The sequence below is a fragment of the Arthrobacter pascens genome (genome assembly GCF_030815585.1).
Lineage (GTDB): Bacteria > Actinomycetota > Actinomycetes > Actinomycetales > Micrococcaceae > Arthrobacter > Arthrobacter pascens_A.
On the sequence record NZ_JAUSWY010000001.1, the window covers coordinates 1,502,757 to 1,528,912 of the forward strand.

Consider the following 26,156-nt stretch of genomic DNA (forward strand, 5'->3'; position numbering starts at 1 on the left):
GCGATCGACTGCCACCACCGTGGCGAGCCGCACCGGCCGCCATCTGTAGATCCACTGAAAGAAGTGCACGGCGCGTGTTCAATTCACTCTCTGACCGGTTGACAGCAACCTTCAAGAATCTCCGTGGCAAGGGCCGCCTCACCGAGGCTGACGTCGATGCCACCGTCCGGGAGATCCGGCGGGCACTCCTGGATGCCGACGTCGCCGTTGCCGTGGTCCGCGAATTCACCGGCCGCGTGCGCGAACGCGCTTTGGGTTCCGAGGTTTCGGGCGCGCTGAACCCGAGCCAGCAGATTGTAAAAATCGTCAACGAGGAACTTGTTGAGATTCTCGGCGGTGAGACCCGCCGCATCCGCCTTGCCAAGACCGGCCCGACCATCATCATGCTCGCCGGCCTCCAGGGTGCCGGTAAGACCACCCTCGCCGGGAAGCTGTCCAAGTGGCTCAAGGCCCAGGGCCACAGCCCCATCCTGGTAGCCTGCGACCTCCAGCGTCCCAATGCCGTCACCCAGCTCCAGGTGGTGGGCAAGCGTGCCGGCGTGCCGGTCTTCGCCCCGCACCCGGGTGCCACCTCCGAACTGGAGCATCCGGCCGGCGACCCTGTCGCCGTCGCCCGTGCAGGTGTAGAGGAAGCGCGGCAGAAGCTGCACGACGTCGTTATTGTGGACACCGCCGGCCGTCTCGGCGTGGACGCCGAGATGATGGAGCAGGCGCGGCAGATCCGCAAGGCCATTGTTCCCAACGAAGTCTTGTTCGTCATCGATGCCATGATCGGCCAGGACGCCGTCAATACGGCAATGGCCTTTGATGAAGGCGTCAACTTCACCGGCGTGGTCCTGTCCAAGCTCGACGGCGACGCCCGCGGCGGTGCCGCGCTTTCCGTGGCGTCGGTCACCGGCAAGCCCGTGATGTTTGCCTCCACCGGTGAAGGAGTGGACGATTTCGAGCTGTTCCACCCGGACCGGATGGCCTCACGCATCCTGGACATGGGCGATGTCCTGACGCTCATCGAGCAGGCCGAGAAGTCCTGGGACAAGGACGAAGCCGCCCGTATGGCGAAGAAGTTCGCCGACCAGGAAGATTTCACCCTGGACGACTTCCTGGCCCAGATGCAGCAGATCCGCAACATGGGCTCCATGAAAAAGATGCTGATGATGATGCCGGGTGCGCAGAACATCCGCCAGCAGCTCGAGCAATTCGACGAACGCGAGATCGACCGCGTAGAGGCCATTGTCCGGTCCATGACCCCGCACGAGCGTGTGGCCCCGAAGATCATCAACGGCTCCCGCCGCGCCCGCATCGCCCGCGGTTCAGGCGTGCATGTCTCAGAGGTGAACGGCCTGCTGGAACGCTTCGCGCAGGCCCAGAAGATGATGAAGAAGATGGCGCAGGGCGGCGGCATGCCCGGGATGCCCGGAATGGCCGGCCCCAACGGCGGCGGGCGCAAGGGCGGCAAGAACGCCCCGAAGAAGAAAGCTCGCTCCGGAAACCCGGCCAAGGCAGCCCAGGAGCTGAAGGAAGCGGAGGCACGCCGCGCCGGCGCTGCGAAGCCACTACCCACCGGCGCAGCTTTCGGCCAGCAGTCAGGCGACTTCGATCCCTCCCAGCTCAACCTGCCCAAGGGGTTCGACAAGTTCCTCGGCGGCAAGTAGCCGCATCGCCCATCCAGCTGGAAGCGCTGGAAGCTGAAGGGCGGCCGACACGGCACCGGAATGACGGAGGGGCGCCGCCGCGGATGGCGGCGGCACCCTGGCCGGACGTCGAGCGTCTACGTCCCGATGCGCGAGCTCGAATAGCCGATCTGAATCTTCGATCCTGTGGGCAGAGCGCCGAGCGCCTGATTCAAGACAATTTCGACCATGGTGACGACTATTGTCGTGGACGACTTAGTCACCTTGTGCAAGGTGACCTGGCCCAGGCCCGGCACCTGGATCACGGTGTTGGGTGCAACAGAGGCGTTGATCGCTGGCAGCCCGGCGATCCTGAGATTGACAAACGCCGAAGTATCCGTCAACGTGACCTTGCCGCCTGCCGGAGGCCGGCTGGCGCTGGTCTCTGCCTTGATAGCGTCAGCCTGAACTAAGCCGCTCAGCACGTTGAGCCCCGCAAGGGTGTTGGTCACGCTGCTCTTGGGCTCGGGCGACAGAACGCCGGTAGTCGTCGTCGAGGTGACTCCGGCCGATGCGAGGCCCGGGATGGTGACCCCGGCCAGATTTGCCGCTGAGGTTCCGCCGCCGCACTTGACCGAGGCATGCGCGGTCGGACCTGATCCGACGAGACCGGACAACAATAAGGCCCTTGTACTGAACCCTGCACCACTTAGATATCCTGTCTGCGGGGGCGTCAGCTTGACGATGCTGACACCGAGACGGATGTCCGTTCCGGCCTTGAGGCCCGGTAGCCCGGCCTTGAGGATCTGTACCCGCAGCGCCGTCGTGGATACCCGATAATCGCCGCTGACCATTCGTTTCTCCTGGCCATTGAGTGTGATCTTGCCAATCGAACCCAGAAGCGGCAGCTTGAGGTCAATAACCGTGTTGGCGGCCGGATTGACATTCACTGTGACACCCAGGACTTTGAGACTGGCAATACTCGTATGATTCGTTCCGGTAAATATTCCTGCGGTGTTCTTTTCGGCAGAGCTCTCGGAGGTGATAGTCCCGGCCGTGATGAGTCCGCCCAATAAGTCCGCCCCGGCAATGGTTGACCGTCCCTCAATGCGCTTACCTGTTGTCGACAGCAGAGTCTTGACACTTGTTGTTGCCGCGCCGATAGTCCCGACTGCGGGGACATTGATTCCGGCCAGGTTGTTAGCGGAAGTCTTTCCTGTGCTGGCGGTGCAGCTAACCCCAGAATTCGCCGTCGGACCCGATGTGAGCGACTTGTCAGAATTGAAGATGTAGGAGCCATAGGCGGCGCCTGAGAAGCCGGTGTTGACCTGCGCGGGCGTGATACTCGGGTCTGTAGCCCGGGCCGGGGCGAGGGGCCCCGCAACCAGAAGCGTGAGGGCGCCGACTAACGCGACTAATGTTCGTTTCATTTATTTCTCCCTAGTAGTTGTACAAGATCTCTTCTCTCGTGGTGCTTACACCGCCTTGTTGAGGTCCCGGTTCACGCAGTGCACCGCCACTTAAGCTCCAGGCATTCGAGACGAACAGCCGGTTTGTTCTCAGTATTGATAACGTGCTTCAACTTCGGCTCAAGATTAGGGAAAGAATCTGGCAAGACTCGGGCAGGGAGTTCCTTCACTTCCGAGCGGTTACTCATTGGCCAACGCGCGGGCGCCGAGTGATCGCCCCGCTTCGGGCCAAGGGGCTTCGGAGTCCGTGGCCCAGGCAACAGTGCGCCACAACGGCAGGGGGCCCTGGGATATTTGGGTCAGGCACTGGTGACTTCGGCTAGTAGTACTTTGTTAGGCTTTTCTGTTATGGGGCTTATAAACGCTGACTTGACCTGTCAGTTTCGTTTCGCAGGTATGACAAAGGCAGGACTTGCGGGTCGAGCTGGAGGACTGCGTCGGGTGATCGCGCGTTGGGCCGGAAGGACCAGCGGGCGAAGGGCCGGTTATATCTGCAGGGGCTGATGCCGGAGGGGCGGCGCAAGTCGATGCAGCCGACGAGCCCATTGCATCGGAGGCGTGGGTGATCGACGATACCGCTTCAAGAAGGACGGGGCTGCCGCAGAGTACGTGGCGCGCCAGTACTCCGGCACGCTGGGCAAGATCGCAGCGCACCTGTTCATGACCAGGAAACGCCTGGCCACGCCAAAAGCAGTAGGGGCAGCCTGAGCCTGTACGGGGTCCTCAAGGAAACGGGCCCTCATCCGGCAGCTCACCCGCTGCCCCTACTGCCAACACGCCTCACCAACCAAACAAAGTATTACTGGGTAGCAGTAAGTGTCGTTTCGAGTGTTCAAAACGACACTTACTGCTACCTGGATGGGATGTCGGAGCCGTGGATTAGGGTTGGGTCATGTTCAAGCAGAGGGTAGTTTTCGTCCACGGCGCCGGTAGGTTCGGCGCGGCGGCGTGGCCCCGCCAGCACGGCATGGCACTGGCGTACGACGCACTGTTCCTGCGGCGGCACGGATTTGATCCCGTGGCTGAACCTGTGGAATCGTCCTTCGCCGCTGACGCAGCAATTGTCTTGCGGTCCCTCGCGGATGACGGCCGGGGCGAGGCAGGCGGTCACGTCGTGGCGCATTCCCAGGGCGCGATCGCTGCCATGATGGCCGCCGTCGAACGGCCGGACCTGGTGTTCTCACTGACCCTGGTGGAACCGGCCTGCCTGTCGCTGACCGCAGAGCTGCCGGCCACAGCGGCGCACCTCGCGCTGATGCAGCCGCTGTTCGACGTCCGCCAACAGCTCGGCGACGTGGACTTCAAGCGGGAATTCGTTCGGCGTGTGTACGCGGCGGACCTGCAGGAACCAGCCACGCCGGAGGAAGAACGGTCAGCGCGGCGGCTCCGGCTGCAGGCTCCGGTCTGGGAGGCCCCGCTGCACATTGTTCCCGGGGTGCCCACCATGGTCCTCACCGGCGGCTGGGAACCCCTCTATGAAGAAATTGCCGGCTACCTGCGCGAAACCGGCGCCCTGCACCGCATTGCTGCGGGAGGGCACCGGCCCCAGGATTCCGCTGAGGGGGACCGCGCCATCCGTTCCTTCATCGGCGAAGCCAGCCGCAGCCGGTCAGCCCGGGCTTCCTGACGCGGCTGGCAGTCCGGCTAGCCCTTCGCGGGAAGCTGCAGCTCCGGCAAGTACACCTTGCCGCCTGCCGCCAGGAACTCCTGGCTCTTTTCCCGCATCCCGGCAGCCATGTCGGCCAGGGCAGCCTGGGACTCTGCTGTTCCGTATTCATCCCGGATGTCCTGGCTGATCCTCATGGAGCAGAACTTGGGGCCGCACATCGAGCAGAAGTGTGCAGTCTTGGCGGGTTCTGCCGGCAGCGTCTCGTCATGGAAGGCCTCGGCGGTGACGGGATCCAGGGACAGTGCGAACTGGTCGCGCCAGCGGAACTCGAACCGGGCCCTGGACAGGGCATCGTCCCGCTCATGGGCGCCGGGGTGGCCTTTGGCGAGGTCGGCGGCGTGGGCGGCGATCTTGTAGGTGATGACGCCGGTCTTGACGTCGTCCTTGTTGGGCAGGCCCAAGTGCTCCTTCGGCGTGACGTAGCAGAGCATGGCCGTGCCGTAGCGGGCAATCTCCGTGGCGCCGATGGCTGAGGTGATGTGGTCGTAGCCCGGCGCCACATCGGTCACCAGCGGGCCGAGGGTATAGAACGGTGCTCCCTTGCACAGCTCCTGCTGGCGTTCCACGTTCTCGCGGACTAAGTGGAAAGGGATGTGACCGGGGCCTTCCACCATGACCTGGACATCGAACTCCCAGGCCCGCTGGGTGAGCTCGGCCAAGGTGTCCAGTTCGGCGAACTGCGCCGCATCGTTGGCGTCCGCCGTCGCCCCCGGCCGGAGGCCGTCGCCCAACGAGAACGCGACGTCGTATTTCGCGAAGATCTCGCAGAGCTCGTCAAAGTGGGTGTAGAGGAAGTTCTCCTGGTGGTGCGCGAGGCACCAGCCGGCCATGATGGCGCCGCCGCGGGACACAATCCCCGTGACCCGGTTGGCTGTCAGGGGAACGTACCGCAGCAGCACTCCGGCGTGGATGGTCATGTAGTCCACACCCTGCTCGCACTGCTCAATGACGGTATCGCGGAAGATCTCCCAGGTCAGCGCGTTGGCTTCACCGTTGACCTTCTCCAGTGCCTGGTAGATGGGCACGGTGCCGATCGGCACGGGGGAGTTCCGGATGAGCCATTCACGGGTGGTGTGGATGTCATCGCCCGTGGACAGGTCCATCACCGTGTCCGCACCCCACTGGGTGGCCCACTGCAGCTTGTCCACCTCCTCCGCGATGGAACTGGTGACGGCGGAGTTGCCGATGTTGGCGTTGATCTTCACCAGGAAGGCCTTGCCGATGATCATCGGCTCCGACTCGGGGTGGTTGATGTTGTTGGGAATGATCGCCCGCCCTGCCGCCACTTCGCTGCGCACCAGCTCAACGTCACAGTTCTCCCGGAGCGCCACGAACCGCATCTCCGGGGTGATGATGCCCTGTCTTGCGTAGCGCATCTGGGTCACAGTCCTTCCTGCGACGGCGCGGCGGGGCACCGGCTGCGCTCCCTTCCACTCCGCGGACGCTGCGCCGCGGCGCACAGCCGACCGGCCGTCGTCGAGCAGGTTCCGCCCGCGGCCGCTGTACGGCTCTGTGTCTGCACGCGCTTCAATCCATTCCGAGCGGAAGGGGCTGAGTCCAACCACAGGATCGCTTCCGGGGCCGGCTGTCCGGTAGACCCGGAAGGGGCCGTTCGCCGCGCCGCTGGGGGAGGGTTCCAAGGCGATCTCCGTCACCGGTACCCGGATTCCAGCGGCCTCGTCGTTGATGAAGGCCAACGAGTGGGACTTCAGCGACTGGGTATCGTGGGGGGCACTTTCATGTGGGGCTGTTCCATTCCGGGCAGGGATCAACTGTGTTTCTTGCGTATTCATTGAATACTCACTTCCTTCGCCGGCATTACCCGGACAGGTTCAACGGTCGCAGGCTGCGTCAGCCCGATCTCAGCCCCTGCAAGGGCACCCGTGTGGTCTAGATGAAGCTACCACAGGCTCTGCCGCCTGGGACTGTGACGGTGGTGCCCGCTTCCTGGTGTTAGCCTGACGGCGTGATTCAGACCAACGGGGCAACCATCATCAGAGTGGCGGAGCAGGACGATATGGCCGGCCTCGCGCGGCTGGAATTGGCAGCGGATGCGCAGCTTCAGGAAGCGCTGGGCGGAGTTCTTCTTCCGCCACCGCAGCCGTCCGGGGACGGCAGTGAACTATTCATTCTTGTTGCGGGACGGCCGCCGGTTGGGTTCGCGCGCGTCGACGAGCTTGACGGCCAGGCTCATCTTGAGCAGCTCTCGGTGCACCCGTTGGCAGGCAGGCGAGGTGTCGGACGGGCCCTGGTGGAAGCCGCCGCCAATGAGTCCAGGCTCCGGGGGTTCACGGCGATGACGCTGTGCACTTTCGCCGACATCGCGTTTAACGCTCCGTTTTACGTCAGTTGCGGCTTTGAAGAGTACAGGTGTCCGGGTCCCCGACTGGCTGCCCTGCGTGTCCACGAGGTGGAGCTTGGCCTGGACGCGCTGGGTCGCCGGATCAGCATGCGGAGGGAGATCTAGGCCATGCCAGGGATCATCGAGTTCAGCGGCACTGTTCTGACCGGGCCGGACCAGGAATCCCACGGATTGTGGTCGGTGGACGGCAGGCTCACGTTCCAGCGTCCGGAAGGCGCCCCGGACACGGTCCTTTCCGGTTGGGTGCTTCCCGGCCTTGTTGATGCCCACTGCCACATAGGCCTGGGGCCAGGCGGGGCGGTTGCAGATGAGGTCGCCGAAGAACAGGCCCGCACCAACCGCAACGCGGGGACACTCCTTGTCCGGGATGCCGGCGCCGCGAGTGATACCCGCTGGCTGCAGCAGCAACCCGCCATGCCGAGGATCATCAGGGCAGGCCGGCACATTGCGCGTACTAGGCGCTACCTGCGGAACTTCGCCGTCGAAGTGGAGCCTGGCGGGCTGGTTGAGGCAGTCCGGAAGCAGGCCCGGGCCGGGGACGGCTGGGTCAAGCTGGTGGGGGACTGGATCGACCGGGACGCCGGGGACCTGGCGCCGTCGTTTCCAGCCGCCGTCGTAAAGGAAGCTGTGCAGGCGGCCCATGATGAGGGCTCCCGGGTGACAGCCCACTGCTTTGCTGAGGAAACGCTGGACCACATGCTCGATGCAGGCATTGACTGCATCGAGCATGCCACCGGGCTGCTCCCGCGGCATCTTCCCCGGCTGGCCGGCCAGGGGGTACCCATTGTGCCCACCCTGATCAATATCGCCACCTTCCCGGGCATCGCCGAACAGGCCGACTCGAAGTTTCCCCGCTACGCGGCCCACATGCGCGCGCTCTGGGAGCGGCGTGCGGAACGGGTGCTGGAGGCCTTCGAGGCAGGGGTCCGGATCTACGCGGGCACGGACGCCGGAAGCGTTATCGGGCATGGGCGGCTCGCGGACGAGGTCCTGGCCCTCCACTGGGCGGGGCTTCCCGCGGTTTCCGCGCTCGACGCCGCCTGTTGGGGTGCGCGCGAATGGCTGGGAGCGGACGGACTGTCGGAAGGCGCGCCCGCGGACGTGGTGGTCTGCACGGAGGATCCGCGGAAGGTGCCGTCAACCATATCCGCGTTCCGGCACGTGGTGATGGGCGGGCGACTGATCCGCTAGGTTCCGCATGGCAGACTTGGGAATAAATTGAAGCTTCAAGTAATTTATATAGGTAGAGGCCCTCAAACCCCGATGGCCGTCGACCCGGGAGTGTTCAATGACTGCAGAAGCCACCAGCCAGGATCTTCTTCCTGCCGACCTCACCATGGGCACTGTGATGCTCAAGGTGGGTGATATGAAGCTCATGACGGATTACTACCAGCGCGCGCTGGGACGCGAGATCATCGCTGAGCAGGATGGAGGCCTCTACTTTGGCCGGCTCCGGAGGCCGCTGGTCCACCTCGCTCCGGCGCCAGGGCTGAACCTGCCCGGCAGGGGGGAGGCCGGCCTGTTCCACACCGCGCTGCTCTTTGGTGACCAGGCGTCGCTGGCCGCCACCGTGGCAACGGTGGCGCAGTACGAGCCGCGGTCCTTTACCGGCAGTGCCGACCATCTGGTGAGCGAGGCGTTCTATTTCAACGACCCTGAAGGCAACGGCATTGAACTGTACTGGGACCGTCCGCGGGAATCCTGGTCCTGGAACGGCAAGGACGTGGTGATGGACAGCCTGGCCTTGCCGCCGCAGCGTTACCTGCAAGAGCACCTGACGCAGGAGTCCGTGGATGGCCAGCAGCGGGCCGAAGCTGGCGTCGGACACGTCCACCTCCAAGTGGGCGACGTCCAGTCAGCCCATGATTTTTACGTCGGCACCCTGGGGTTTGAAAAGACCGCGGGCTGGCACGGTCAGGCGCTGTTCGTCTCCGCCGGCCGCTACCACCACCACATGGCCATGAATGTGTGGAACAGCCGCGGCGCGGGTCCCCGCCAGGACACCCTCGGCCTGGGTGAGGTGCTGATTGAAGTCCCGACGGGTGACGACGTCGGCGCCCTCGCCGACCGCCTTAAGGTCGCCGGAGTCGCCGCCCACCACACCGGGGCTGAGCTGCGTTTCGAGGATCCCTGGCGCAACAACATCCGCGTCGCCGTCCGCTAGCCGGTGCGGCTGAATAACTGCGGCGCGCTGTGCGTTAGGCTGAGTCCGAACGGCCGGGGCGGCGTTAATTGCCGCCTGACGGGGCCGCACCGTCGACGGAATGAGGGCGATTCCCATGGGCTTCACTGAAATCTTTGCTGCAACCCACGACGGCGCGCTAAAGCGCGCGGGGATCCTGGATGACGGGGGCTCGCCTTCGGGACCAGGCCTGCGGATTCCCGGCGTCAGTGATTTCGAAATCGAACAGCTTGGCGACCTCGCAGGTGCGGCCGTCCACGCCGGCGGTGCTGACTACGAACTTGCCATGGTTGACGTGGCCAGTGATTCGCTGCTCGGAGTTCCGCCGGCCATGGTCCGGGCGCTCGCGGACCTGCTCAGCTACGAAACCGAGGGTGAAGGCAACGTCCTGGACGAAGTGGCCGAAAAATGGGCAGCCCAGGATGACATGCCGTTCGGCGCCGACGAAGCCCGGAAGTACGTGCAGCAGCTGGCAGAGCTGGCCAGCGGAATCGACGACGCGGACCGGACCGGGCTGTACGTCTGGTCTTCCTGAGTGCCGGTCCGGTGTTCCTGGCCGGTCCCTCTGCGGCCTCCGGCACCTGTCAAGTCGAAATCCCGGCGCTGATCTGGCACAATAAACAGGTACTCGATCTGCGTGGCCCCTCTCTCCGCGTCCGGATCCTGTCCTTCGAACCCTCAAGTATGGCCCGCCCCACGGGTGCAGAACGTCGGTTCACCCCCTTTTCTGAAACAGGAGTGACCACAAAAGTGGCCGTAAAGATTCGCCTTAAGCGCTTTGGTAAGATGCGCGCACCGTACTACCGCATCGTCGTCATGGACGCACGCTCCAAGCGTGATGGCCGTGCCATTGAAGAGATCGGCAAGTACCACCCCACCGAAGAGCCCTCATACATCGAGGTCGACACGGACCGTGCCCAGTACTGGCTCGGCGTCGGCGCACAGCCGTCCGAGCAGGTCGCCGCGATCCTTAAGATCACCGGTGACTGGCAGAAGTTCAAGGGTCTCCCGGGCCAGGAGGGCACCTTGAAGACCAAGGCTCCCAAGGCTGCCTTCGTAACCCCGGAAAAGGGTTCCGTGATCATCCCGGAAGCCATCACCAAGAAGGCCAAGAAGGACGACGCAGCGGAGGCCCCGGCCGACGCCGAAGCAGAGACCACCGAGGCTGAGTAAATTGCTGGCAGAAGCGCTCGAACACCTGGTCCGCGGAATCGTTGATTCCCCGGAGGACGTCAAGGTCAGCTCGAAGAACAACCGCCGCGGGGACACCCTCGAGGTTCGCGTTCATCAGGATGACCTCGGACGGGTGATCGGCCGCCAGGGCCGCACGGCACGTGCACTGCGCACAGTGGTGGCGGCATTGGCAGACGGCGAGCCGGTTAGGGTCGACGTCGTCGATACCGACCGCCGCCGCTAAAGCGCTCGGCAATATCGGTTTTTCTCCGGCCCCTTCACCAGAAACGGTGGAGGGGCCGGAGTGCTTTTGAGAGTACAACCCCCGAACAGAGGAACAGATGCAGCTTCAGGTGGCACGAATCGGCAAACCCCACGGGATCCGCGGCGAAGTCACGGTCCAGGTATTGACCGACGCCCCGGCCGACCGGTTTGTCCCCGGTACTGAGTTTGTTGTGGAACCAGCCTCCGCGGGCCCGCTGACCGTGACCAGTGCGCGCTGGAACAAGGACATCCTGCTTCTCGGGTTCGACGAAATTGAATCCCGAAACCAGGCCGAGACCCTTCGCGGCGCCAAGCTGTTCATCGAAACCGAAGACCTGGACGAGGACGACGACGAAGGCTGGTACGAGCATGAGCTCGTGGGCCTGGAAGCCCGTGTAGGGTCCCATGTGGTTGGCAAGGTCTCCGGTCTCCGCACCCTGCCCGTACAGGACCTGCTGGTGGTCGAAACACCGGACGGCAAGGAAATCCTGATCCCCTTTGTGGAGCAGATTGTTCCAGAGGTCAACGTTGCCGAAGGATTTGTCCTGGTTACGCCCCCCGAGGGCCTTTTCGAGGTCAACATCGACGACGCCGAGGGCCACGGGTCCGGGGACAACGGCTAGATGCGCATCGACGTCGTCAGCATCTTTCCCGAGTACTTGGCGCCCCTGGAGCTGTCCCTCATCGGGAAGGCCCGCCAGGACGGGCTGTTGGACCTGCACGTCCATGACCTCCGTGACTTCACCACGGACAAGCACCGCTCGGTGGACGATACGCCCTATGGTGGCGGCGCCGGAATGGTCATGAAGGCTGAACCGTGGGCGCAGGCACTGGCCTCGTTGACCGAAGCCCGCCGGGACGGAGTTGCCCGTCCGGTCCTGATCGTGCCGTCTCCGGCAGGGGAGCGTTTCACCCAGGCCCTTGCTTACGAGCTCGCCGAAGAGGACCAGCTGGTGTTCGCGTGCGGCCGGTACGAGGGCATTGATGAGCGCGTCATCGAATGGGCGGAAGATCATTTCACGGTTCGGCCCATGAGCCTTGGCGACTACGTCCTGAACGGCGGTGAAGTTGCCGTGCTGGCCATGGTGGAGGCCATCGGCAGGCTGTTGCCGGGTGTTGTGGGCAACCCCGACTCCCTCGTGGAAGAGTCCCATTCGGACGGCCTCCTGGAATACCCCGTGTACACCAAACCTGCCAGCTGGCGGGAACGTGATGTGCCGGCGGTGCTGCTGAGCGGAAATCACGGAAAAATCGCGCAGTGGCGCCGTCATGAGCAGTACCGGCGAACGGCGGAACGCCGTCCGGACCTGCTGGAGACGTTCGACGCCGGGAAGCTGCCGCGCGCCGACCGCACGTTTCTCGCCGAGCTGGGGTACGACGTCGTCGAGGGGCGCCTCCGTGCCCGCCCGGACGCCGGAAGCTCGGCGTCTGCCTAGAGTGTCGGCGTGATGCCGCCGCAATTGGCTGTAAGCCTCCGAGTATGGCAAAATTAGTCCTTGTGTCTGCTGGGTCCGCACCTGCCACAGGGGGAGCGCAACCAACAGCCGGACAACCCGGTGCCGTCAATCAGTGACGGGACCGGACCCAAAAATTTTCGACGGTCATTTCCGGAGCGTACTGCGCATCCGGGCTTGGCCGCCGTGACCCAAAGTGAATGACCTGTGGCGTTCACCAGGAGTGGAATTATGCATATTCTCGATTCCGTAGATGCAGCCTCGCTGCGCACCGATGTTCCCGAGTTCCGCGCTGGGGACACCCTCAAGGTGCACGTGAACATCATCGAAGGCAAGAACTCCCGTGTCCAGGTGTTCCAGGGCTTCGTCCTGGGCCGCCAGGGCGACGGCATCCGCGAGACCTTCACAGTCCGCAAGGTCTCCTTCGGCGTCGGCGTTGAGCGTACCTTCCCGGTACACTCGCCGATCATCGATAAGATCGAACTGGTGACCAAGGGTGACGTGCGCCGCGCCAAGCTTTACTACATGCGTGCACTGCGCGGCAAGGCTGCCAAGATCAGGGAAAAGCGCGACTTCACCACCGCCAAGTAGGTCTTCAAAGACTCAATTCGCAGGGCCAAAGCCGTACCAGGCCAGCGCCGGAGCCAATCGCAACAGCGCCCCAGGATACGGATCATGGACCAGACAAAACGCCAGCCCAGAAGAATGGGCTGGCGTTTTGCGTTCCTTGCCCTCGCCATCGCGGTTGCCATCAGCGGACTGGTCCGCTCACTGTGGTTGGATGTGTACTATGTGCCATCCGAGTCCATGCAGCCGGTCCTCGACGGCGGGGACCGCATCCTTGTTTCCAAGACGGACTTTCACGCCGCCCCCATCCGCCGCGGGGACATCGTGGTCTTTGACGGACGGGGCACTTTCGCTCCCCTCAACAGCGGGAGGGGCCCCCTGGCGGATTCCGTGATGTGGGCCGGACAATGGCTCGGCCTGACCGGCAGCGACACCACGTACGTCAAGAGGGTCATCGGGCTTTCCGGGGACGCGGTGGCCTGCTGCGATCCGGACGGGCACGTGACTGTTAACGGCAATGCCCTTGACGAGCCATATGTCTACGACGGGGACGCGCCCAGCTCGCAGGCGTTCAGCGTCATCGTGCCTGAGGGGCGTGTCTGGCTTCTCGGCGACCACCGCTCCCTGTCAGCTGATTCCCGCAGCCTCCTCGGTGCGCCGGGCGGCGGAATGGTCCCGGTGGACAGAGTGATCGGCAGGCCGGTCCAGATCGTCTGGCCGCTTGATAGATTTGCAGCAGTACCCCGGCCGCCAGCGGCAGGACCAACAACAGAGGACGGACAGTAGATGCCCGAGAACCACGCCCGGACACCTGAGCCGCGCCCTGAGGCTGTCACGGACACGCCAGCTACCGGCGCGGTTGCCGGCGCGGTTGCCGGCGCCGGCGCTGCTGAGGCCGAGGCCCCGGGTGCCGCCGCTGCATCCACCCCTCCCGGCGCCAATCCTCCTGGTGCCAATCCTGCCTCCACTCCCGCGGCACCGGCCGCAGGGAGGCACTCTGCCGCGCCGCAGCCCGAGGCCTCAAACCCCAGCCCGGTGTTTGTCTGGCTGAAGGAAGTTGCCACGGTGGTGGTGATCGCCGTTGTGCTGTCTTTCCTGATCAAGACGTTCCTGTTCCGGGCGTTCTACATTCCGTCCGAATCCATGGTCAACACGCTGGATGTCAACGACCGCATCTTCGTGAACCTGTTGGTGCCGGAGCCGTTCGCCCTTTCCCGGGGAGACGTGGTGGTTTTCCGGGACACAAAGGGTTGGCTGATGCCCGCCCCGGAAAAAACCGAGGGCCCGTTCACGTGGGTGCAGGACGGCCTGACCTTTGTGGGCCTGCTGCCGGACAATTCGGAACAGCACCTCGTCAAGCGGGTCATCGGCCTCCCGGGTGACCACGTGATCTGCTGCGACGCCGGCGGTAAACTGACCATCAACGGATCCGCAATTGACGAAAGTTACGTCAACAGTGCCGAGGCACCGCAGATCCGTAACTTCGATGTTGTCGTACCGCAAGGGAAGGTCTGGGTCATGGGCGATAACCGGAACCATTCCGCCGACTCACGGTCCCACATGGACTCCAACGGCGGATTCATCGACCTCACCGACATCGAGGGCAAAGCGGCGGTCATAGCATGGCCGCTCAACCGCATCTCCGCCCTGGACAACTACCCGGACGCCTTCCGGAACGTGCCGTCGGCGGGTTAGCCATGTCCACAGCAGTACCGGCCGTCCCTGCCAAGGCTGCGGCCCGCCCGGCTACCGGCGTCCGCTCCAAGGCTCCCACCCTCCGCTTTGAGCGGACCTTCAAAGAGCGGGGCGCCCGCTACCTTGCCGGTGTCGACGAAGTGGGCCGAGGCGCCTTAGCCGGACCCGTGAGCGTGGGGATCGCCGTCGTCGACCTCCACACCCAGAAGCCGCTGTCCGGCGTGCGGGACAGCAAGCTGCTCAACCCTGCCGAGAGGGAGCGTCTCGAGCCGTTGGTCAGGAGCTGGAGTGTCGCCTCGGCAGTGGGGCACGCCTCGGCGCAGGAGATCGACACGCTGGGCATTATCGCGGCCCTTCGGTTGGCCGGTACACGCGCATGGTCGGACATCCTTGCCGCAGGGGTCACCCCGGACATGGTGCTGCTGGATGGCAGCCACAACTGGCTCTCGCCGGCGGAGCAGCTCTCCCTTTTCGATCAGACGGCCACGGATCCCGGATGCGACGCCCCGGTTCATACCCGCATCAAAGCAGACATGCAGTGCCTGAGCGTCGCGGCAGCCAGTGTGATTGCCAAGGTGGAACGCGATCAGCGGATGCGCGAACTGCACGTTGAATACCCGGAGTTCGGCTGGGACGTCAACAAGGGATATGCCACGGCGTTCCACCGTGACGTGCTCCGCGCGGCCGGGCCCACGCCCTACCACCGGGTGAGCTGGAACCTCCTCGGCGGCGAACTCTGATTCCTGGCTCTGGTCGTGGCTCCTGCAGCCCGCTGGATGGTGCAAGATGGAAGCATGAGTGCTGAGGACCTTGAAAACTACGAAACCGACATGGAGCTGCAGCTCTACCGCGAGTACCGCGATGTTGTCGGGCTGTTCAGCTACGTTGTCGAGACCGAAAGGCGCTTCTACCTGGCCAACCACGTTGACCTGCAGGCCCGCAGCGCCGACGGCGAGGTCTACTTCGACCTGACGCTGCAAGACGCGTGGGTCTGGGACGTCTACCGCTCGGCACGCTTCGTCAAGAGTGTCCGGGTCCTCACCTTCAAGGACGTCAACGTTGAAGAGCTTCCGCGCAACGAGGAACTGGCGCTGCCCAAGGACGTTGACCTCGGTAACTGATGTCGGTCTGCCGGTTGACTGCTCCTCCACATAGGACCCTCCGTAGCCGAGTTACTCACATAGGGAATTAGGTCCCTGTCCTCTGTGCCCCTGTCCCTGCAGGCTGGTCGCGGAGGTAGATATGAAATCCAAAGACCTGTTGGGCCGTCGCGGCGAGGAGCTCGCCGCCGGATATCTTGAATCGCTGGGCATGCTGGTGGTGGAACGCAACTGGCGCTGCCCGGACGGCGAAATTGACATCGTGGCCCTGGACGCCGATGTCCTTGTCATTGCCGAGGTGAAGACCCGCCGCTCCCTGGACTACGGGCATCCGTTTGAAGCGGTGGGGCCCGAAAAGCTGGCGCGCCTGCATCGGCTCGGATCGGCGTGGTGCCGGGACCGGGAGCTGCGGATGCCGCTGCGGCGCGTGGACGTCATCGCCGTGGTTGACGACGGCGGCGGAGAGCCCCGGGTAGAACACCTCAAGGGGGTGGGGTAGATGGCATTGGGCCGGACCTACTCGGTGGCACTCGTGGGGCTGAACGGGTACATCGTGGAGGTCGAGGCCGACATCGGACAGACCCTGCCCGCTTTTGTGATCCTGGGTCTGCCCGATGCGGCACTGAACGAGGCCAAGGAGCGAATCCGTTCCGCCGCGAAAAACTCAGGGATCCCGCTGAGCCGGAGAAAAATCACGGCCAACCTGATCCCTGCGTCCCTGCCTAAGCGTGGTTCCGGTTTTGACCTGGCCGTCACTATGGCCGTGCTGCGGGCGGCGAATGACATCCGGCCCACTGAGCGGACGGTCTTCATTGCTGAACTCGGGCTGGACGGCCGGCTCAGGCCGGTACGGGGCATTCTGCCGGCAGTGATGGCAGCTGTACAGGCCGGTTACCCCGAGGTCGTGGTGGCGCAGGCCAACCTGGCCGAAGCTTCCTTGGTACCCGGAGCCAACGTCAGGGGTTACCGCACCCTCGCCCGCCTTGCCCTCGATTTCGGTGCCGACCCGCAGGAACTGGCGCTGGACTTCGAGCCAGAGGAAGAGGCCGACCTCGGGGACGCTGCAGCGGGCATCCAGACAATACCCGACATGGCTGACGTGTCGGGCCAAGGCGACGCCCGGCGGGCGCTGGAAGTGGCTGCGGCGGGAGCCCATCACCTGCTTCTGACAGGGCCGCCCGGCGCAGGCAAGACCATGCTCGCAGAGAGGCTGCCGGGGCTCCTGCCGGACCTCGCGGACAACGAGGCCATGGAAGTCACCGCCATACATTCGCTCTGCGGCCTGCCATCCTCTGCTGTCCAGCTCCTGCGGCGGCCGCCCTTTGAAAACCCGCATCACTCGGCCACGGCTGCCGCCATCATTGGCGGCGGGTCAGGGCTTCCCCGCCCGGGTGCAGCGTCAAGGGCCCACCGTGGAGTCCTGTTCCTTGACGAGGCACCCGAATATGAACGCCGTGTCCTGGATGCCCTCCGCCAGCCGTTGGAGAGCGGGGAACTGGTCATTCACCGTTCCGCGGGAACTGCTGCCTATCCGGCCCGGTTTCAGCTGGTCCTCGCTGCAAACCCGTGCCCCTGCGGCAAGGCGTCAGGCAAGGGGCTGGACTGCACCTGCACTCCCATGATGCGGCGCCGATACCTCGCAAGGATGTCAGGACCCTTGCTGGACCGGGTGGATATCCAACTCCAGGTGGAGCGCGTCTCCCTGGCCGACTTCGGCCAGGCGGGCTCCGAAGAGGACACGGCATCCGTAGCGCAGCGTGTACGCGATGCCCGCCGCCGCCAGACCGAACGGCTGCAGACCCTGGGCCTGGAAACCAACTCGCAGGTGCCGGGGCGGATCCTGCGCGGTGATCTCCGGCTCCCGTCAGCCTCCACCAAGATCCTCGACCATTCGCTCGAGCGGGGTGTGCTGACGGCACGCGGTTACGACAGGGTGCTGCGCCTGGCCTGGACGCTGGCCGACCTTGCGCATCGCGACAGACCGGACACAAACGACATCGGACAGGCGCTGAGCCTCCGGCAGGCTGCCTCGGCAGCGGCGTGAAGGAAGACACACATGGACAACGAAAGGATTGCCCGCGCTGCACTGTCACGACTGATGGAACCCCAGGACGCCGCGGGCCTTGCCCTGGTTCGTGCTGTGGGAGGCACAGATGCCTTGAGGATCGCCACCGGACAGTTGACTGCAGGCCCGGAGCTGGAGCAGGAAATCACGGGGTTGCTGGCGGACAACGGTGCCGGAACCAGCTGGGCCGGTATGGCTGCAGCACTGAAGCGCTGGGCTCCGCGCATCCCCGACCTCGCCCCTGAGCGGGACCTGGCCACCATGGCGCGTCTCGGCGGCCGGTTGATAGTTCCATCGGACGAACTGTGGCCCGCTCAGCTCGCCGACCTTGGCATCCAGGAACCCATCTGCCTCTGGTGGCGGGGCCTGGAACAGCAACTGCCGCCCGCCGCGCAATGCGTGGCCCTGGTGGGGTCCCGCGACAGCACCAGCTACGGTGCTTCCGTGACGGGGGACCTTGCGTATTCACTGGCACAGCGTGGCTTCACGGTGGTGTCGGGCGGGGCATACGGCATTGATGCCCACGCCCACAGGGCAGCCCTGGCCGGGGGTTCGGCGGCAGTGCCCACTATTGCGGTTATGGCAGGCGGCGTGGATCGTTTCTATCCCTCCGGCAACGAGGACCTCCTGCGTGCCGTCTGCAACCAGGGTGCGCTGATGGCGGAGGTTCCACCGGGATCTGCCCCCACCCGCTACCGCTTCCTGCAGCGCAACAGACTCATAGCCGCCCTGTCCGCAGTGACGGTGGTAGTGGAAGCCCGTTGGCGTTCCGGTGCGCTGAACACCGCGCATCATGCGGAGATGCTGGGGCGTGCGGTGGGCGCTGTTCCCGGCTCCGTACACAGCGCCAATTCGGCGGGCTGCCACCGGCTGCTCCGGGACGGTGGAGCCGTCTGCGTCACTGATGCCGCCGAAATCGCCGAGCTGGCGTCGCCCAGCGGGGAAGCCCTGACCGAGACCCGGGGCGGGCACGCAGCCGCCCACGACGGACTGACCCTTGAGGATCTGATCCTCCTCGACGCCCTGCCGCTAAGGTCCACGAGCTCCGTAGACAAACTTTGTGCTGTCGCCGGGCTCAGCCAGGAATCCGTGCGCGCGGGCCTGGGCAGGCTGGGGTTGCTCGGGCTTGCCGCGTGGGAGCGGGGAGGCTGGAAGCGGGCCAAGGAATCAGGTTAGTTCCTGTGTCCCTTGCGTGATTGCGGGCCAAATGCTGGGAAAGTAGGAGAGTGGACAATCAGGAACTGCCCCCGGCGCTGGAGCAGGCACTCGGTGGCTTTGGCAGATATCTGGAAGGTGAGCGGGCCAGGTCGGCGCACACACTGCGTGCCTACCTCTCAGACCTTCGAAGCCTCCTGGAGTACGCCGCGTCCGAAGGCATCATTGAGCTGCCCGGTCTTGAGCTTGGGACCCTGCGGCGCTGGCTCGGGGCGCAAAACCAGGCAGGGATGTCCCGCTCCACCCTTGCCCGGAGATCGGCCACGGCGCGGTCCTTCACCGCCTGGGCTATGCGGGAAGACCTCATCGGAACCGATCCGGCGCTGCGGCTCAGGGCTCCGAGGAGGGAAAAATCGTTGCCAGGGGTTCTGCAGTCACAGCAGCTCACCAGATTGCTCGGCGGACTGGCGGAAGCGGCCGCCGAAGGGGCGCCCTTGCCCGTACGCAACCGGGCCATGGTGGAGCTTCTGTATGCGACCGGACTGCGGGTCGGAGAACTCGCCGGCATGGATGTGGACGACCTCAACCCGGACCGCCGCACCCTGCGCGTGATCGGCAAGGGCAACAAGGAACGGACAGTTCCCTATGGTGTCCCGGCTGCTGTCGCCGTCGACGACTGGCTCCGGCGGGGCAGGCCAATGCTGGCCAAGGAACACAGCGGAACCGCCCTCTTCCTGGGATCCCGGGGCAACAGGGTGGACCAGCGGCAGGTCCGGGCCGTGGTGAAAGACGTCTTTGAGGCACTCGGTGACACCTCCGCCACCGGGCCGCACGCGCTGAGGCACTCAGCGGCAACACACCTGCTGGACGGCGGCGCGGACCTGAGGGCCGTGCAGGAAATCCTGGGGCACAGCAGCCTGGCCACTACCCAGATCTATACCCATGTGTCAGTGGACCGGCTCAGGAAGAGCTATCAGCAGGCACATCCACGGGCCTGACACCATCGCACGCTCATGTCCTTCTCATAGGGGCTTCGACAGGCGCTCGCACTCGTACCACAGCCGCTTCCCTGCTTCCGGATCCGAACCCATGCCGGGCGTCGGCAGCTGCTTTTGCTTCGCCCAGAAGCTGCCGGAGACCGCCCCAGCCTCGGCGGAGCTCACGAGCCAGATGACGGAGCCGGCTGCCTTCTCGGCGGAACTGCCGAACGTGCTCATCATCCAGCGGAATGGGCCGCCGACGTCGTGGAGAGAGCCGTGTGCTTGAACAGGTCCGGGTGCGGCGTTCATCACCACACCCGTCCCACGCAGGCGATCAGCGAGCTCCTGTATGAAGAGAACGCGGGCGAGCATCGCCATGGTACATCCGGAGCCATTTCGAGAGACCCCGTCCCACGCAATTCTCCCTGAGGACGGGACGTGACGAATTGCACTGGCGTAATTAGGCGGCGTACGGCACAATAAGACTCAAGTCCGGCAACTTTCAAGTTTTGCTTGAAGCTCATCGCTTCACGCATCACCGCAAGTCCGGACACAGCTTAATAATCAGGCAGGGAGTACCGGCGTCGTAGGGATACGGCACAGCACAGTTCCATCCAGGCAGAGGTCGTTGGGGAAGACGTACCTACAGCTATGGAGGATGGAATGTCTGTTGCAATGACCCGCGGTGTGTTGTTCGTTCACTCGGCCCCTACCGCATTGTGCCCGCATGTTGAATGGGCCATTGGATCCGTCGTGGACAAGCGGACGGATCTTGAGTGGACCCCTCAGCCTGCCGCGCCCGGAATGTTCCGGGCGGAGCTCTCCTGGACGGGTACACCCGGAACCGGGTCCCAGCTGGCGTCCGCGCTTCGCGGCTGGGCACACCTCCGCTATGAAGTCACCGAGGAACCCAGTCAGGGAGTTGATGGTGGCCGCTGGTCGCACACTCCCGAGCTGGGCATCTTCCATGCCGTGACGGACGTGCACGGCAACATCATGGTCTCGGAAGACAGGATCCGCTACGCCTACGAGTCCGGCGCCGGCGACCCGTCCGCCGTCTATCATGAACTCTCGCTGGCGCTCGGCGAGGCGTGGGACGAGGAGCTCGAACCATTCCGTCACGCTGCCGAGGGTGCCCCGGTGCGCTGGCTGCACCAGGTGGGCTGACCCCAACCTTCGACGCATCCGCACCTGTCCTCATGTAAGGATGTGCCGCTCCATAGCAGTAAAGGAGGCCCCGCCGTCGGCGGGGCCTCCTTTATACTGTTACTTCGCTGGGGCTAGATGCTCCGTACAGCGATGACGGCGTTGTGGCCGCCGAAGCCGAACGAGTTGCTCAGTGCCACGATGTTGCCGGCAGGCAGCTCGCGGGCGGAGGTGACGACGTCGAGCGGGATCTCCGGATCCTGGTTTTCCAGGTTGATGGTGACCGGAGCCTTGCGTTCATAGACGGCCAGCACTGTGAGGACTGCCTCTACGGCGCCTGAGGCGCCCAGGAGGTGGCCCATCTGCGACTTCGTTGCGGAGACCGCCACGTGATCGATGTGGGTCCCCAGGGCCGCGCGGAGCGCCGTGTACTCGGGCTTGTCGCCCACGGGCGTGGATGTTGCATGAGCATTGACATGCACGACGTCGTCGGCCTGGATCCGGCCGTCGAACATGGCTGCCTTCAAGGCACGGGTTGCACCGAGGCCTTCGGGGTCCGGGGCAGTGATGTGGTAGGCGTCCGCTGTGACAGACGTGCCGGCCAGTTCGCCGTAGATGCGGGCACCGCGGGCCAGCGCATGCTCCTCCGCTTCGAGGACCAGCGCACCGGCGCCTTCACCCATCACAAAGCCGTCGCGGCCCAGGTCGTAGGGGCGTGAGGCGCCCTGGGGGTCCTCGTTCCGGCGTGAGAGGGCCTGCATCGAGGCAAACGCCGCAAGGGGCATGGGGTGGATGGCCGCCTCGGCGCCCCCGCACATGACCACGTCGGCCTTGCCGGAGCGGATCAGGTCCAGGCCCAGGTGGAGGGCCTCTGTGCCCGAAGCGCAGGCGGAAACAGGGGTGTGGGCGCCGGCGCGTGCACCAAGGTCAAGGCTGACGGCCGCCGCGACGCCGTTGGGCATCAGCATGGGCACCGTCATGGGGAGTACACGGCGGGGGCCCTTTTCCTTCAGTGTGTCCCACGCGTCCAGGAGCGTCCAGACGCCGCCGATGCCGGTGGCGAAGGCAACAGCAAGGCGGTCGTGGTCGATCTCCGTGATGCCGGAGTCCGCCCATGCCTCGCGGGAGGCGATCACGCCGAACTGGGTGGACGGATCCATCCGCTTCGCCTCGACGCGGCCCAGGACTTCAAGGGCGGGCGTGCTGCAACGCGCGGCAAAGTGGACAGGAAGCTCATACTTGGCAACCCAGTCGTCCTCCAGGGTGCGGGCACCGGAGACCCCCTTGAGCGCGTTCGTCCACATAGTGGGTACGTCGCCGCCGATGGGCGTGGTGGCACCCAGACCGGTTATGACTACTTTGCGTGTCATGGGATCACTCTCTGTCGGTGGGCAGGCCGTGCCGGTATTCTCCGGCGGGTCCCGCGTGTGGGGTGTGCGGCATCTGACTGCCGGGGGATGCGGTGGACTGCCGGTCCGGTGAAATGTCCGCACCGGCAGTCCAGCCAGCCGTAAAGTGGCTGGGGCCTTGGCTAGGCCTGGGCTCCGGCGATGAAGCTGACGGCGTCGCCCACGGTCTTGAGGTTCTTGACCTCTTCGTCGGGGATGCGCACGCCGAACTTCTCTTCAGCGTTGACCACGATGGTCATCATTGAAATGGAGTCGATGTCCAGGTCCTCGGTGAAGGACTTGTCAGGCTCCACAGCCTCGGGGGCCAGGCCGGTCTCTTCGTTGACGATTTCAGCCAAGCCGGCCAGGATCTCTTCGTTGCTAGCCATTGATGGCTCCTTTTCTTGTTATTGCCGGCAGGGGCTGCCGGAAACGGTGCAGACCGCGGATGCGGCCTGTGGTTGGGGCGTTCCTAGGGAAGGACGATTACCTGGGCGCCGAAGACCAGGCCGGCGCCGAAGCCGATCTGGAGCGCGAGTCCACCGCTCAGCCCGGGGTTTTCCTCGAGCAGGCGGTGGGTGGCCAGGGGGATGGAAGCAGCTGAGGTGTTGCCGGCGTCGGCGATGTCCCTGGCCACGGTGACGGTTTCGGGCAGCTTCAGCTTCTTCACCATCTCGTCGATGATGCGCATGTTGGCCTGGTGGGGGATGAAGGCCACAAGGTCTTCCGCCTGGATCCCGGCGGCGTCCAGGGCCTGCTGGGCCACCTTCGCCATTTCCCACACAGCCCAGCGGAAGACGGTCTGCCCGTCCTGGCGGAGCGTGGGCCAGAGGTCCTGCGCGGCGGAAATGATGGCCTGGTCGTCGGATTCGTCGGCCTGGCGGGCGGACGTGCTGAGATCGCGGACGTCAAGCATGGAGCGCGTCATCCCGATGGCATCCCACTTGCTGCCGTCCGAACCCCACACGGAAGGACCGATCCCGGGGGTGTCGGAGGGGCCGATCACTACTGCACCGGCGCCGTCGCCGAGCAGGAACGAAATGGTCCGCTCATGGTTGTCGATGACGTCTGAAAGCTTCTCCGCTCCCACCACCAGGACGTATTCGGCCGCACCGGAACGGACCAGAGCATCGCCCTGGGCGATGCCGTAGCAGTACCCGGCACAGGCGGCAGAGATATCAAAGGCGGGAGCGGGCGTGGCGCCGAGCCGGTCAGCCAGGCTGGCTGCTGCCGACGGCGTGGCGTAGGGGTGCGTGACAGTGGAGACTATGACGGCGCCCAGTTGCGAGGCTTCGATGCCTGCCTTCTGCAGGGCCTCCAGCGCTGCGCCTTCGGCCATGTCAATCACGCTGACATCGGCGGGGGCGCGGTGGCGTGTCACAATGCCGGTACGCTGGCGGATCCACTCATCTGAGGAATCAATCCACTGGCAGACGTCGTCGTTGGTGACGATGATGTCAGGGCGGTAGGCGCCGATGCCAAGGATGCGGGTGTTCTCTTGGACGGGAGCCTGTTTCAGCGTGGGAACGCTCATGCGGTTCCCTCCAATTCTGCGAAGAGTGCCAGTGCGGCAGTGAGGTCGTCCGGCGTCTTGACGGCGACCGTTTTGACGCCAGGCATCCCGCGCTTGGCAAGGCCGGCCAGGGTACCGGCCGGAGCCAGCTCGATCACACCGGTAACGCCGCGCTGCGCGAGGGTTTCCATGCACAGGTCCCAGCGGACCGGGCGGGAGACCTGGGCAATCAGGCTGTCCACTGCAGCGGCGCCGTCGGTGACCTCGCGGCCATCGAAGTTGGACAGCAGGGGGACCTGCGGCTTCTGTGGCTTGAGTTCCGGCTTCAGCGTTTCGAGTGCGGTGGCAGCGGGGGCCATGTGGGCCGTGTGGAAGGCGCCGGCCACCTTGAGGGGAATGACCCTTGCCTTGGCTGGGGGATTGTCTGCCAGCGACTGAAGCTGTTCAAAGGTTCCGGCGGCCACTGTCTGCCCGGCGCCATTGACGTTGGCCGGTGTTGCCCCCGAGGCCTCGATTGCAGCCAGGACCTCGGCGGGGTCGCCGCCCACCACGGCGCTCATGCCGGTCGGTGTCAGAGCAGCTGCCGTGGCCATGCTGTTGGCACGCTCGCGGACGAAGGTCATCGCTTCCTCTTCGCTGAGGACACCCGCCAGCGCGGACGCTGTGATCTCACCGACCGAGTGCCCGGCGAGAATGACTGGCAGCGAGCTGAGCTCAACGTCGAACAACGACTTTGCCGCCACCAGGCCCGCGGCAACTATGAGGGGCTGCGCAACCGCAGTGTCCTTGATGGTTTCCTCGTCCGAGGTGGTCCCGTGGGCCGTCAGGTCGATGCCTGCGATTTCGCTCAGCGAGGCCAGCTGGCCTGCTACTGAGGGCAGTTCAAGCCAAGGGGCCAGAAAACCCGGGGTCTGTGAGCCCTGTCCAGGGCAGACTATTGCAAGCACGTATCCAGCTTTCCAAACTACTGTGTGATCCAGCGGTGTTTCTCTGCACCAAGCTCAACGGGTCAGGTTGTAGGAAGTCTACAACGCCTCAGGTCTGGTTCCGCGCCGGATGACGCTCCGCGGGAGCCTTCGGAGGTACCGAAAGCCGGCCGACAACCAGCGCCGCCTGAAGCACAAAGGCCTCCCGGGGCAGGAGCGGATCCCAGCCGGTGACGTCACAGACCCGCTTCAGACGGTACCGCACGGTGTTGGCATGGACGAAGAGTTCGCGCGCTGTCGCCTCAAGGGAGTGCCCCAGTTCAAGGTAAGTGCCCAGGGTCTCGACGAGCCCATTGGAGGCTGCCAGGAGCGGACGGTAAATGTTCTTGATCAGCGAGCGGCGTGCCGCGTCGTCGCCGGAGATGACGCGCTCCGGCAGCAGGTCGTCCGCGGCCACGGGCCGGGGAGCCGAGGGCCAGGCGCGGGCGGCCGTCAGGCCGGCAAAAGCTGACTGGGCGGACCCGCTCGCCTCAAGCAGGGAACTGGCTTCCGGCCCGTAGACAACGGGTCCGGGCGCGAACATCTCGCTCAGCTTCAGGTATGCCGATTCGCGGTCCTGGACACCTCCGAGGATCAGGATCAGCCTGTCGCCCTGGATCCCCACGAGCGCGTCCTCGGCATAGCGTCCGGCCATGCGGCGGAGTTCGCTGACATAACTTGCGCTGGGTTCAGAGGGCGAATTCCCCACCATTACGGTGAACCGTTCCTGGGCTTTCCAACCCAAGGCTGCGATCCTGGACCGCAGTGCATCCGTGTTCTCCCCGCGCAGGATGGCGTCCACGATCAGTGCTTCCAGCCTTGTGTCCCACGATCCGCGGGATTCGGCTGCCCTGGCATAAACATCCGCGGCGGCGAAGGCAACTTCCCGCGAGTATCGCAGTACTGCCTCCCGAAGCGAGGGCTGGTCAGCTTCGGGGGCGATGACAGGGACCTGGTCCTCCACCACTTCAACCACGATCCGGATGAGCTGGAGGGCCTTCTGCAGGCTGATGGACCGGGTCAGCTCGGTGGGAGCGGTGCCGAATACATCCGAGAGGATCCACGACGGCGAGCTGGGGCGTTCGTACCAGGTGACAAATGCGGCAATGCCGTTCTGGGCCACCATGCCCAGTGCGGACCGCTCGTCGGAGCTGAGCCGGCTGTACCAAGGCAGCGATTTTTCCAGCTGGCGCATGGTGGTGGTTGAGAGCTGACCCACATTCGCCCGGAGCTTTTTCAGGGTTTCGGATTTCTCCGGCGTCATGCTGCGCGAGGTGGGCTTGCGCTTCACAGGCGGGGTGGTTGGCTCTGGCATCCTTTGAGCATACGGTGCCTTGCCGCCAAGCTCCATTTGTGCAAAGGCTACAAGTCGCTCTCCGGTGCGTGACATTGTCCCGCT

At 64.8% G+C, this 26,156-nt stretch carries 28 protein-coding genes, 1 pseudogene and 1 riboswitch; of the genes and pseudogenes, 21 read left to right on the top strand and 8 right to left on the bottom strand.

Annotation, left to right across the window (positions count from 1 at the left end; genetic code table 11):
* Nucleotides 1-74: 74 nt before the first annotated feature.
* Entirely contained in the window at nucleotides 75-1,652 is a 1,578-nt protein-coding gene (gene ffh / locus QFZ30_RS06965; protein WP_307074716.1) for a signal recognition particle protein, read from the top strand.
* Nucleotides 1,653-1,768: 116 nt separating this feature from the next.
* Here the strand turns inward: ffh and QFZ30_RS06970 are convergent, their stop codons facing one another.
* On the bottom strand, nucleotides 1,769-3,040 hold the full coding sequence (locus QFZ30_RS06970; protein ID WP_307074718.1) for a choice-of-anchor P family protein: 1,272 nt from the start codon (nucleotides 3,038-3,040) through the stop codon (nucleotides 1,769-1,771).
* 451 nt (nucleotides 3,041-3,491) lie between these two features.
* Here QFZ30_RS06970 and QFZ30_RS22105 point away from each other — a divergent pair.
* Together QFZ30_RS22105 and QFZ30_RS06980 are read left to right on the top strand one after the other, a co-directional pair.
* Nucleotides 3,492-3,727, top strand: a pseudogene (locus QFZ30_RS22105) (transposase); the annotation flags it as partial.
* A gap of 244 nt (nucleotides 3,728-3,971) precedes the next feature.
* A complete protein-coding gene (locus QFZ30_RS06980) occupies nucleotides 3,972-4,706 on the top strand; it encodes an alpha/beta fold hydrolase (RefSeq protein ID WP_307074721.1) in 735 nt (244 codons plus the stop codon).
* A gap of 17 nt (nucleotides 4,707-4,723) precedes the next feature.
* Here the strand turns inward: QFZ30_RS06980 and thiC are convergent, their stop codons facing one another.
* On the bottom strand, nucleotides 4,724-6,541 hold the full coding sequence (gene thiC / locus QFZ30_RS06985) for a phosphomethylpyrimidine synthase ThiC (protein ID WP_307074722.1): 1,818 nt from the start codon (nucleotides 6,539-6,541) through the stop codon (nucleotides 4,724-4,726).
* A riboswitch (TPP riboswitch) is annotated at nucleotides 6,536-6,643 on the bottom strand. Its footprint overlaps the gene before it by 6 nt.
* 71 nt (nucleotides 6,644-6,714) lie before the next feature.
* On the opposite strand from thiC, the gene QFZ30_RS06990 reads away from it, so the two are divergent.
* From QFZ30_RS06990 to QFZ30_RS07070, 17 genes are all read left to right on the top strand, one after another.
* Complete coding sequence (locus QFZ30_RS06990; protein WP_307074724.1) at nucleotides 6,715-7,215, top strand: GNAT family N-acetyltransferase; 501 nt, start codon at nucleotides 6,715-6,717, stop codon at nucleotides 7,213-7,215.
* Between the two features lie 3 nt (nucleotides 7,216-7,218).
* On the top strand, nucleotides 7,219-8,301 hold the full coding sequence (locus QFZ30_RS06995) for an amidohydrolase family protein (RefSeq protein ID WP_307074726.1): 1,083 nt from the start codon (nucleotides 7,219-7,221) through the stop codon (nucleotides 8,299-8,301).
* A 97-nt stretch (nucleotides 8,302-8,398) separates the two neighbouring features.
* A complete protein-coding gene (locus QFZ30_RS07000; protein ID WP_307074728.1) occupies nucleotides 8,399-9,274 on the top strand; it encodes a VOC family protein in 876 nt (291 codons plus the stop codon).
* A 115-nt stretch (nucleotides 9,275-9,389) separates the two neighbouring features.
* The gene (locus QFZ30_RS07005; RefSeq protein ID WP_307080111.1) at nucleotides 9,390-9,827 is read left to right on the top strand and encodes a hypothetical protein; all 438 of its coding nucleotides are present in this window, start codon (nucleotides 9,390-9,392) and stop codon (nucleotides 9,825-9,827) included.
* A gap of 215 nt (nucleotides 9,828-10,042) precedes the next feature.
* The gene (gene rpsP / locus QFZ30_RS07010) at nucleotides 10,043-10,465 is read left to right on the top strand and encodes a 30S ribosomal protein S16 (RefSeq protein WP_024366590.1); all 423 of its coding nucleotides are present in this window, start codon (nucleotides 10,043-10,045) and stop codon (nucleotides 10,463-10,465) included.
* A 1-nt stretch (nucleotide 10,466) separates the two neighbouring features.
* On the top strand, nucleotides 10,467-10,709 hold the full coding sequence (locus tag QFZ30_RS07015; protein WP_056349097.1) for an RNA-binding protein: 243 nt from the start codon (nucleotides 10,467-10,469) through the stop codon (nucleotides 10,707-10,709).
* A 97-nt stretch (nucleotides 10,710-10,806) separates the two neighbouring features.
* Nucleotides 10,807-11,352 (top strand): ribosome maturation factor RimM, encoded by a 546-nt coding sequence (gene rimM, locus QFZ30_RS07020; RefSeq protein WP_307074732.1) that lies wholly within the window; start codon nucleotides 10,807-10,809, stop codon nucleotides 11,350-11,352.
* Entirely contained in the window at nucleotides 11,353-12,165 is an 813-nt protein-coding gene (trmD, locus tag QFZ30_RS07025; RefSeq protein WP_307074734.1) for a tRNA (guanosine(37)-N1)-methyltransferase TrmD, read from the top strand.
* Between the two features lie 249 nt (nucleotides 12,166-12,414).
* Nucleotides 12,415-12,774 carry a 50S ribosomal protein L19 gene (gene rplS, locus QFZ30_RS07030; protein WP_307074736.1) on the top strand — a complete coding sequence of 120 codons (360 nt, stop codon included), beginning with the start codon at nucleotides 12,415-12,417 and terminating at the stop codon, nucleotides 12,772-12,774.
* 84 nt (nucleotides 12,775-12,858) lie between these two features.
* Complete coding sequence (gene lepB, locus QFZ30_RS07035) at nucleotides 12,859-13,536, top strand: signal peptidase I (protein WP_307074737.1); 678 nt, start codon at nucleotides 12,859-12,861, stop codon at nucleotides 13,534-13,536.
* Nucleotides 13,537-14,445, top strand: coding sequence for a signal peptidase I (lepB, locus tag QFZ30_RS07040; protein WP_307074740.1), 909 nt, complete (start codon nucleotides 13,537-13,539; stop codon nucleotides 14,443-14,445).
* Nucleotides 14,446-14,447: 2 nt separating this feature from the next.
* Entirely contained in the window at nucleotides 14,448-15,185 is a 738-nt protein-coding gene (locus QFZ30_RS07045; RefSeq protein ID WP_307074742.1) for a ribonuclease HII, read from the top strand.
* A gap of 54 nt (nucleotides 15,186-15,239) precedes the next feature.
* A complete protein-coding gene (locus QFZ30_RS07050) occupies nucleotides 15,240-15,566 on the top strand; it encodes a DUF2469 domain-containing protein (RefSeq protein ID WP_056335405.1) in 327 nt (108 codons plus the stop codon).
* A gap of 121 nt (nucleotides 15,567-15,687) precedes the next feature.
* Nucleotides 15,688-16,044: a YraN family protein gene (locus QFZ30_RS07055; protein ID WP_307074744.1), complete on the top strand. Its 357-nt coding sequence runs from the start codon at nucleotides 15,688-15,690 to the stop codon at nucleotides 16,042-16,044.
* Nucleotides 16,045-17,589 carry a YifB family Mg chelatase-like AAA ATPase gene (locus QFZ30_RS07060; protein WP_307074746.1) on the top strand — a complete coding sequence of 515 codons (1,545 nt, stop codon included), beginning with the start codon at nucleotides 16,045-16,047 and terminating at the stop codon, nucleotides 17,587-17,589.
* Between the two features lie 12 nt (nucleotides 17,590-17,601).
* Complete coding sequence (gene dprA / locus QFZ30_RS07065; RefSeq protein ID WP_307074749.1) at nucleotides 17,602-18,786, top strand: DNA-processing protein DprA; 1,185 nt, start codon at nucleotides 17,602-17,604, stop codon at nucleotides 18,784-18,786.
* Nucleotides 18,787-18,836: 50 nt separating this feature from the next.
* Complete coding sequence (locus QFZ30_RS07070) at nucleotides 18,837-19,763, top strand: tyrosine recombinase XerC (RefSeq protein WP_307074751.1); 927 nt, start codon at nucleotides 18,837-18,839, stop codon at nucleotides 19,761-19,763.
* Nucleotides 19,764-19,787: 24 nt separating this feature from the next.
* Here the strand turns inward: QFZ30_RS07070 and QFZ30_RS07075 are convergent, their stop codons facing one another.
* On the bottom strand, nucleotides 19,788-20,123 hold the full coding sequence (locus tag QFZ30_RS07075) for a hypothetical protein (protein ID WP_307074753.1): 336 nt from the start codon (nucleotides 20,121-20,123) through the stop codon (nucleotides 19,788-19,790).
* A gap of 285 nt (nucleotides 20,124-20,408) precedes the next feature.
* Between QFZ30_RS07075 and QFZ30_RS07080 the strand changes: the two genes are divergently transcribed.
* Nucleotides 20,409-20,912: a DUF3145 domain-containing protein gene (locus QFZ30_RS07080; RefSeq protein ID WP_307074754.1), complete on the top strand. Its 504-nt coding sequence runs from the start codon at nucleotides 20,409-20,411 to the stop codon at nucleotides 20,910-20,912.
* A gap of 113 nt (nucleotides 20,913-21,025) precedes the next feature.
* Here QFZ30_RS07080 and QFZ30_RS07085 read toward each other — a convergent pair whose 3' ends face one another.
* The 5 genes from QFZ30_RS07085 to QFZ30_RS07105 all read right to left on the bottom strand — a co-directional run bounded on the left by QFZ30_RS07085 (nucleotide 21,026) and on the right by QFZ30_RS07105 (nucleotide 26,072).
* Nucleotides 21,026-22,261 carry a beta-ketoacyl-[acyl-carrier-protein] synthase family protein gene (locus QFZ30_RS07085; protein WP_307074757.1) on the bottom strand — a complete coding sequence of 412 codons (1,236 nt, stop codon included), beginning with the start codon at nucleotides 22,259-22,261 and terminating at the stop codon, nucleotides 21,026-21,028.
* A 161-nt stretch (nucleotides 22,262-22,422) separates the two neighbouring features.
* A complete protein-coding gene (locus tag QFZ30_RS07090; protein WP_306903669.1) occupies nucleotides 22,423-22,668 on the bottom strand; it encodes an acyl carrier protein in 246 nt (81 codons plus the stop codon).
* An 83-nt stretch (nucleotides 22,669-22,751) separates the two neighbouring features.
* Complete coding sequence (locus QFZ30_RS07095; protein WP_307074759.1) at nucleotides 22,752-23,813, bottom strand: beta-ketoacyl-ACP synthase III; 1,062 nt, start codon at nucleotides 23,811-23,813, stop codon at nucleotides 22,752-22,754.
* Nucleotides 23,810-24,739, bottom strand: a complete 930-nt coding sequence (locus QFZ30_RS07100) for an ACP S-malonyltransferase (protein WP_307074761.1) — start codon at nucleotides 24,737-24,739, stop codon at nucleotides 23,810-23,812. Before QFZ30_RS07100 ends, QFZ30_RS07095 begins: the two co-directional genes overlap by 4 nt.
* An 88-nt stretch (nucleotides 24,740-24,827) precedes the next feature.
* A complete protein-coding gene (locus tag QFZ30_RS07105) occupies nucleotides 24,828-26,072 on the bottom strand; it encodes a PucR family transcriptional regulator (protein WP_307074762.1) in 1,245 nt (414 codons plus the stop codon).
* Between the last annotated feature and the right edge of the window lie 84 nt (nucleotides 26,073-26,156).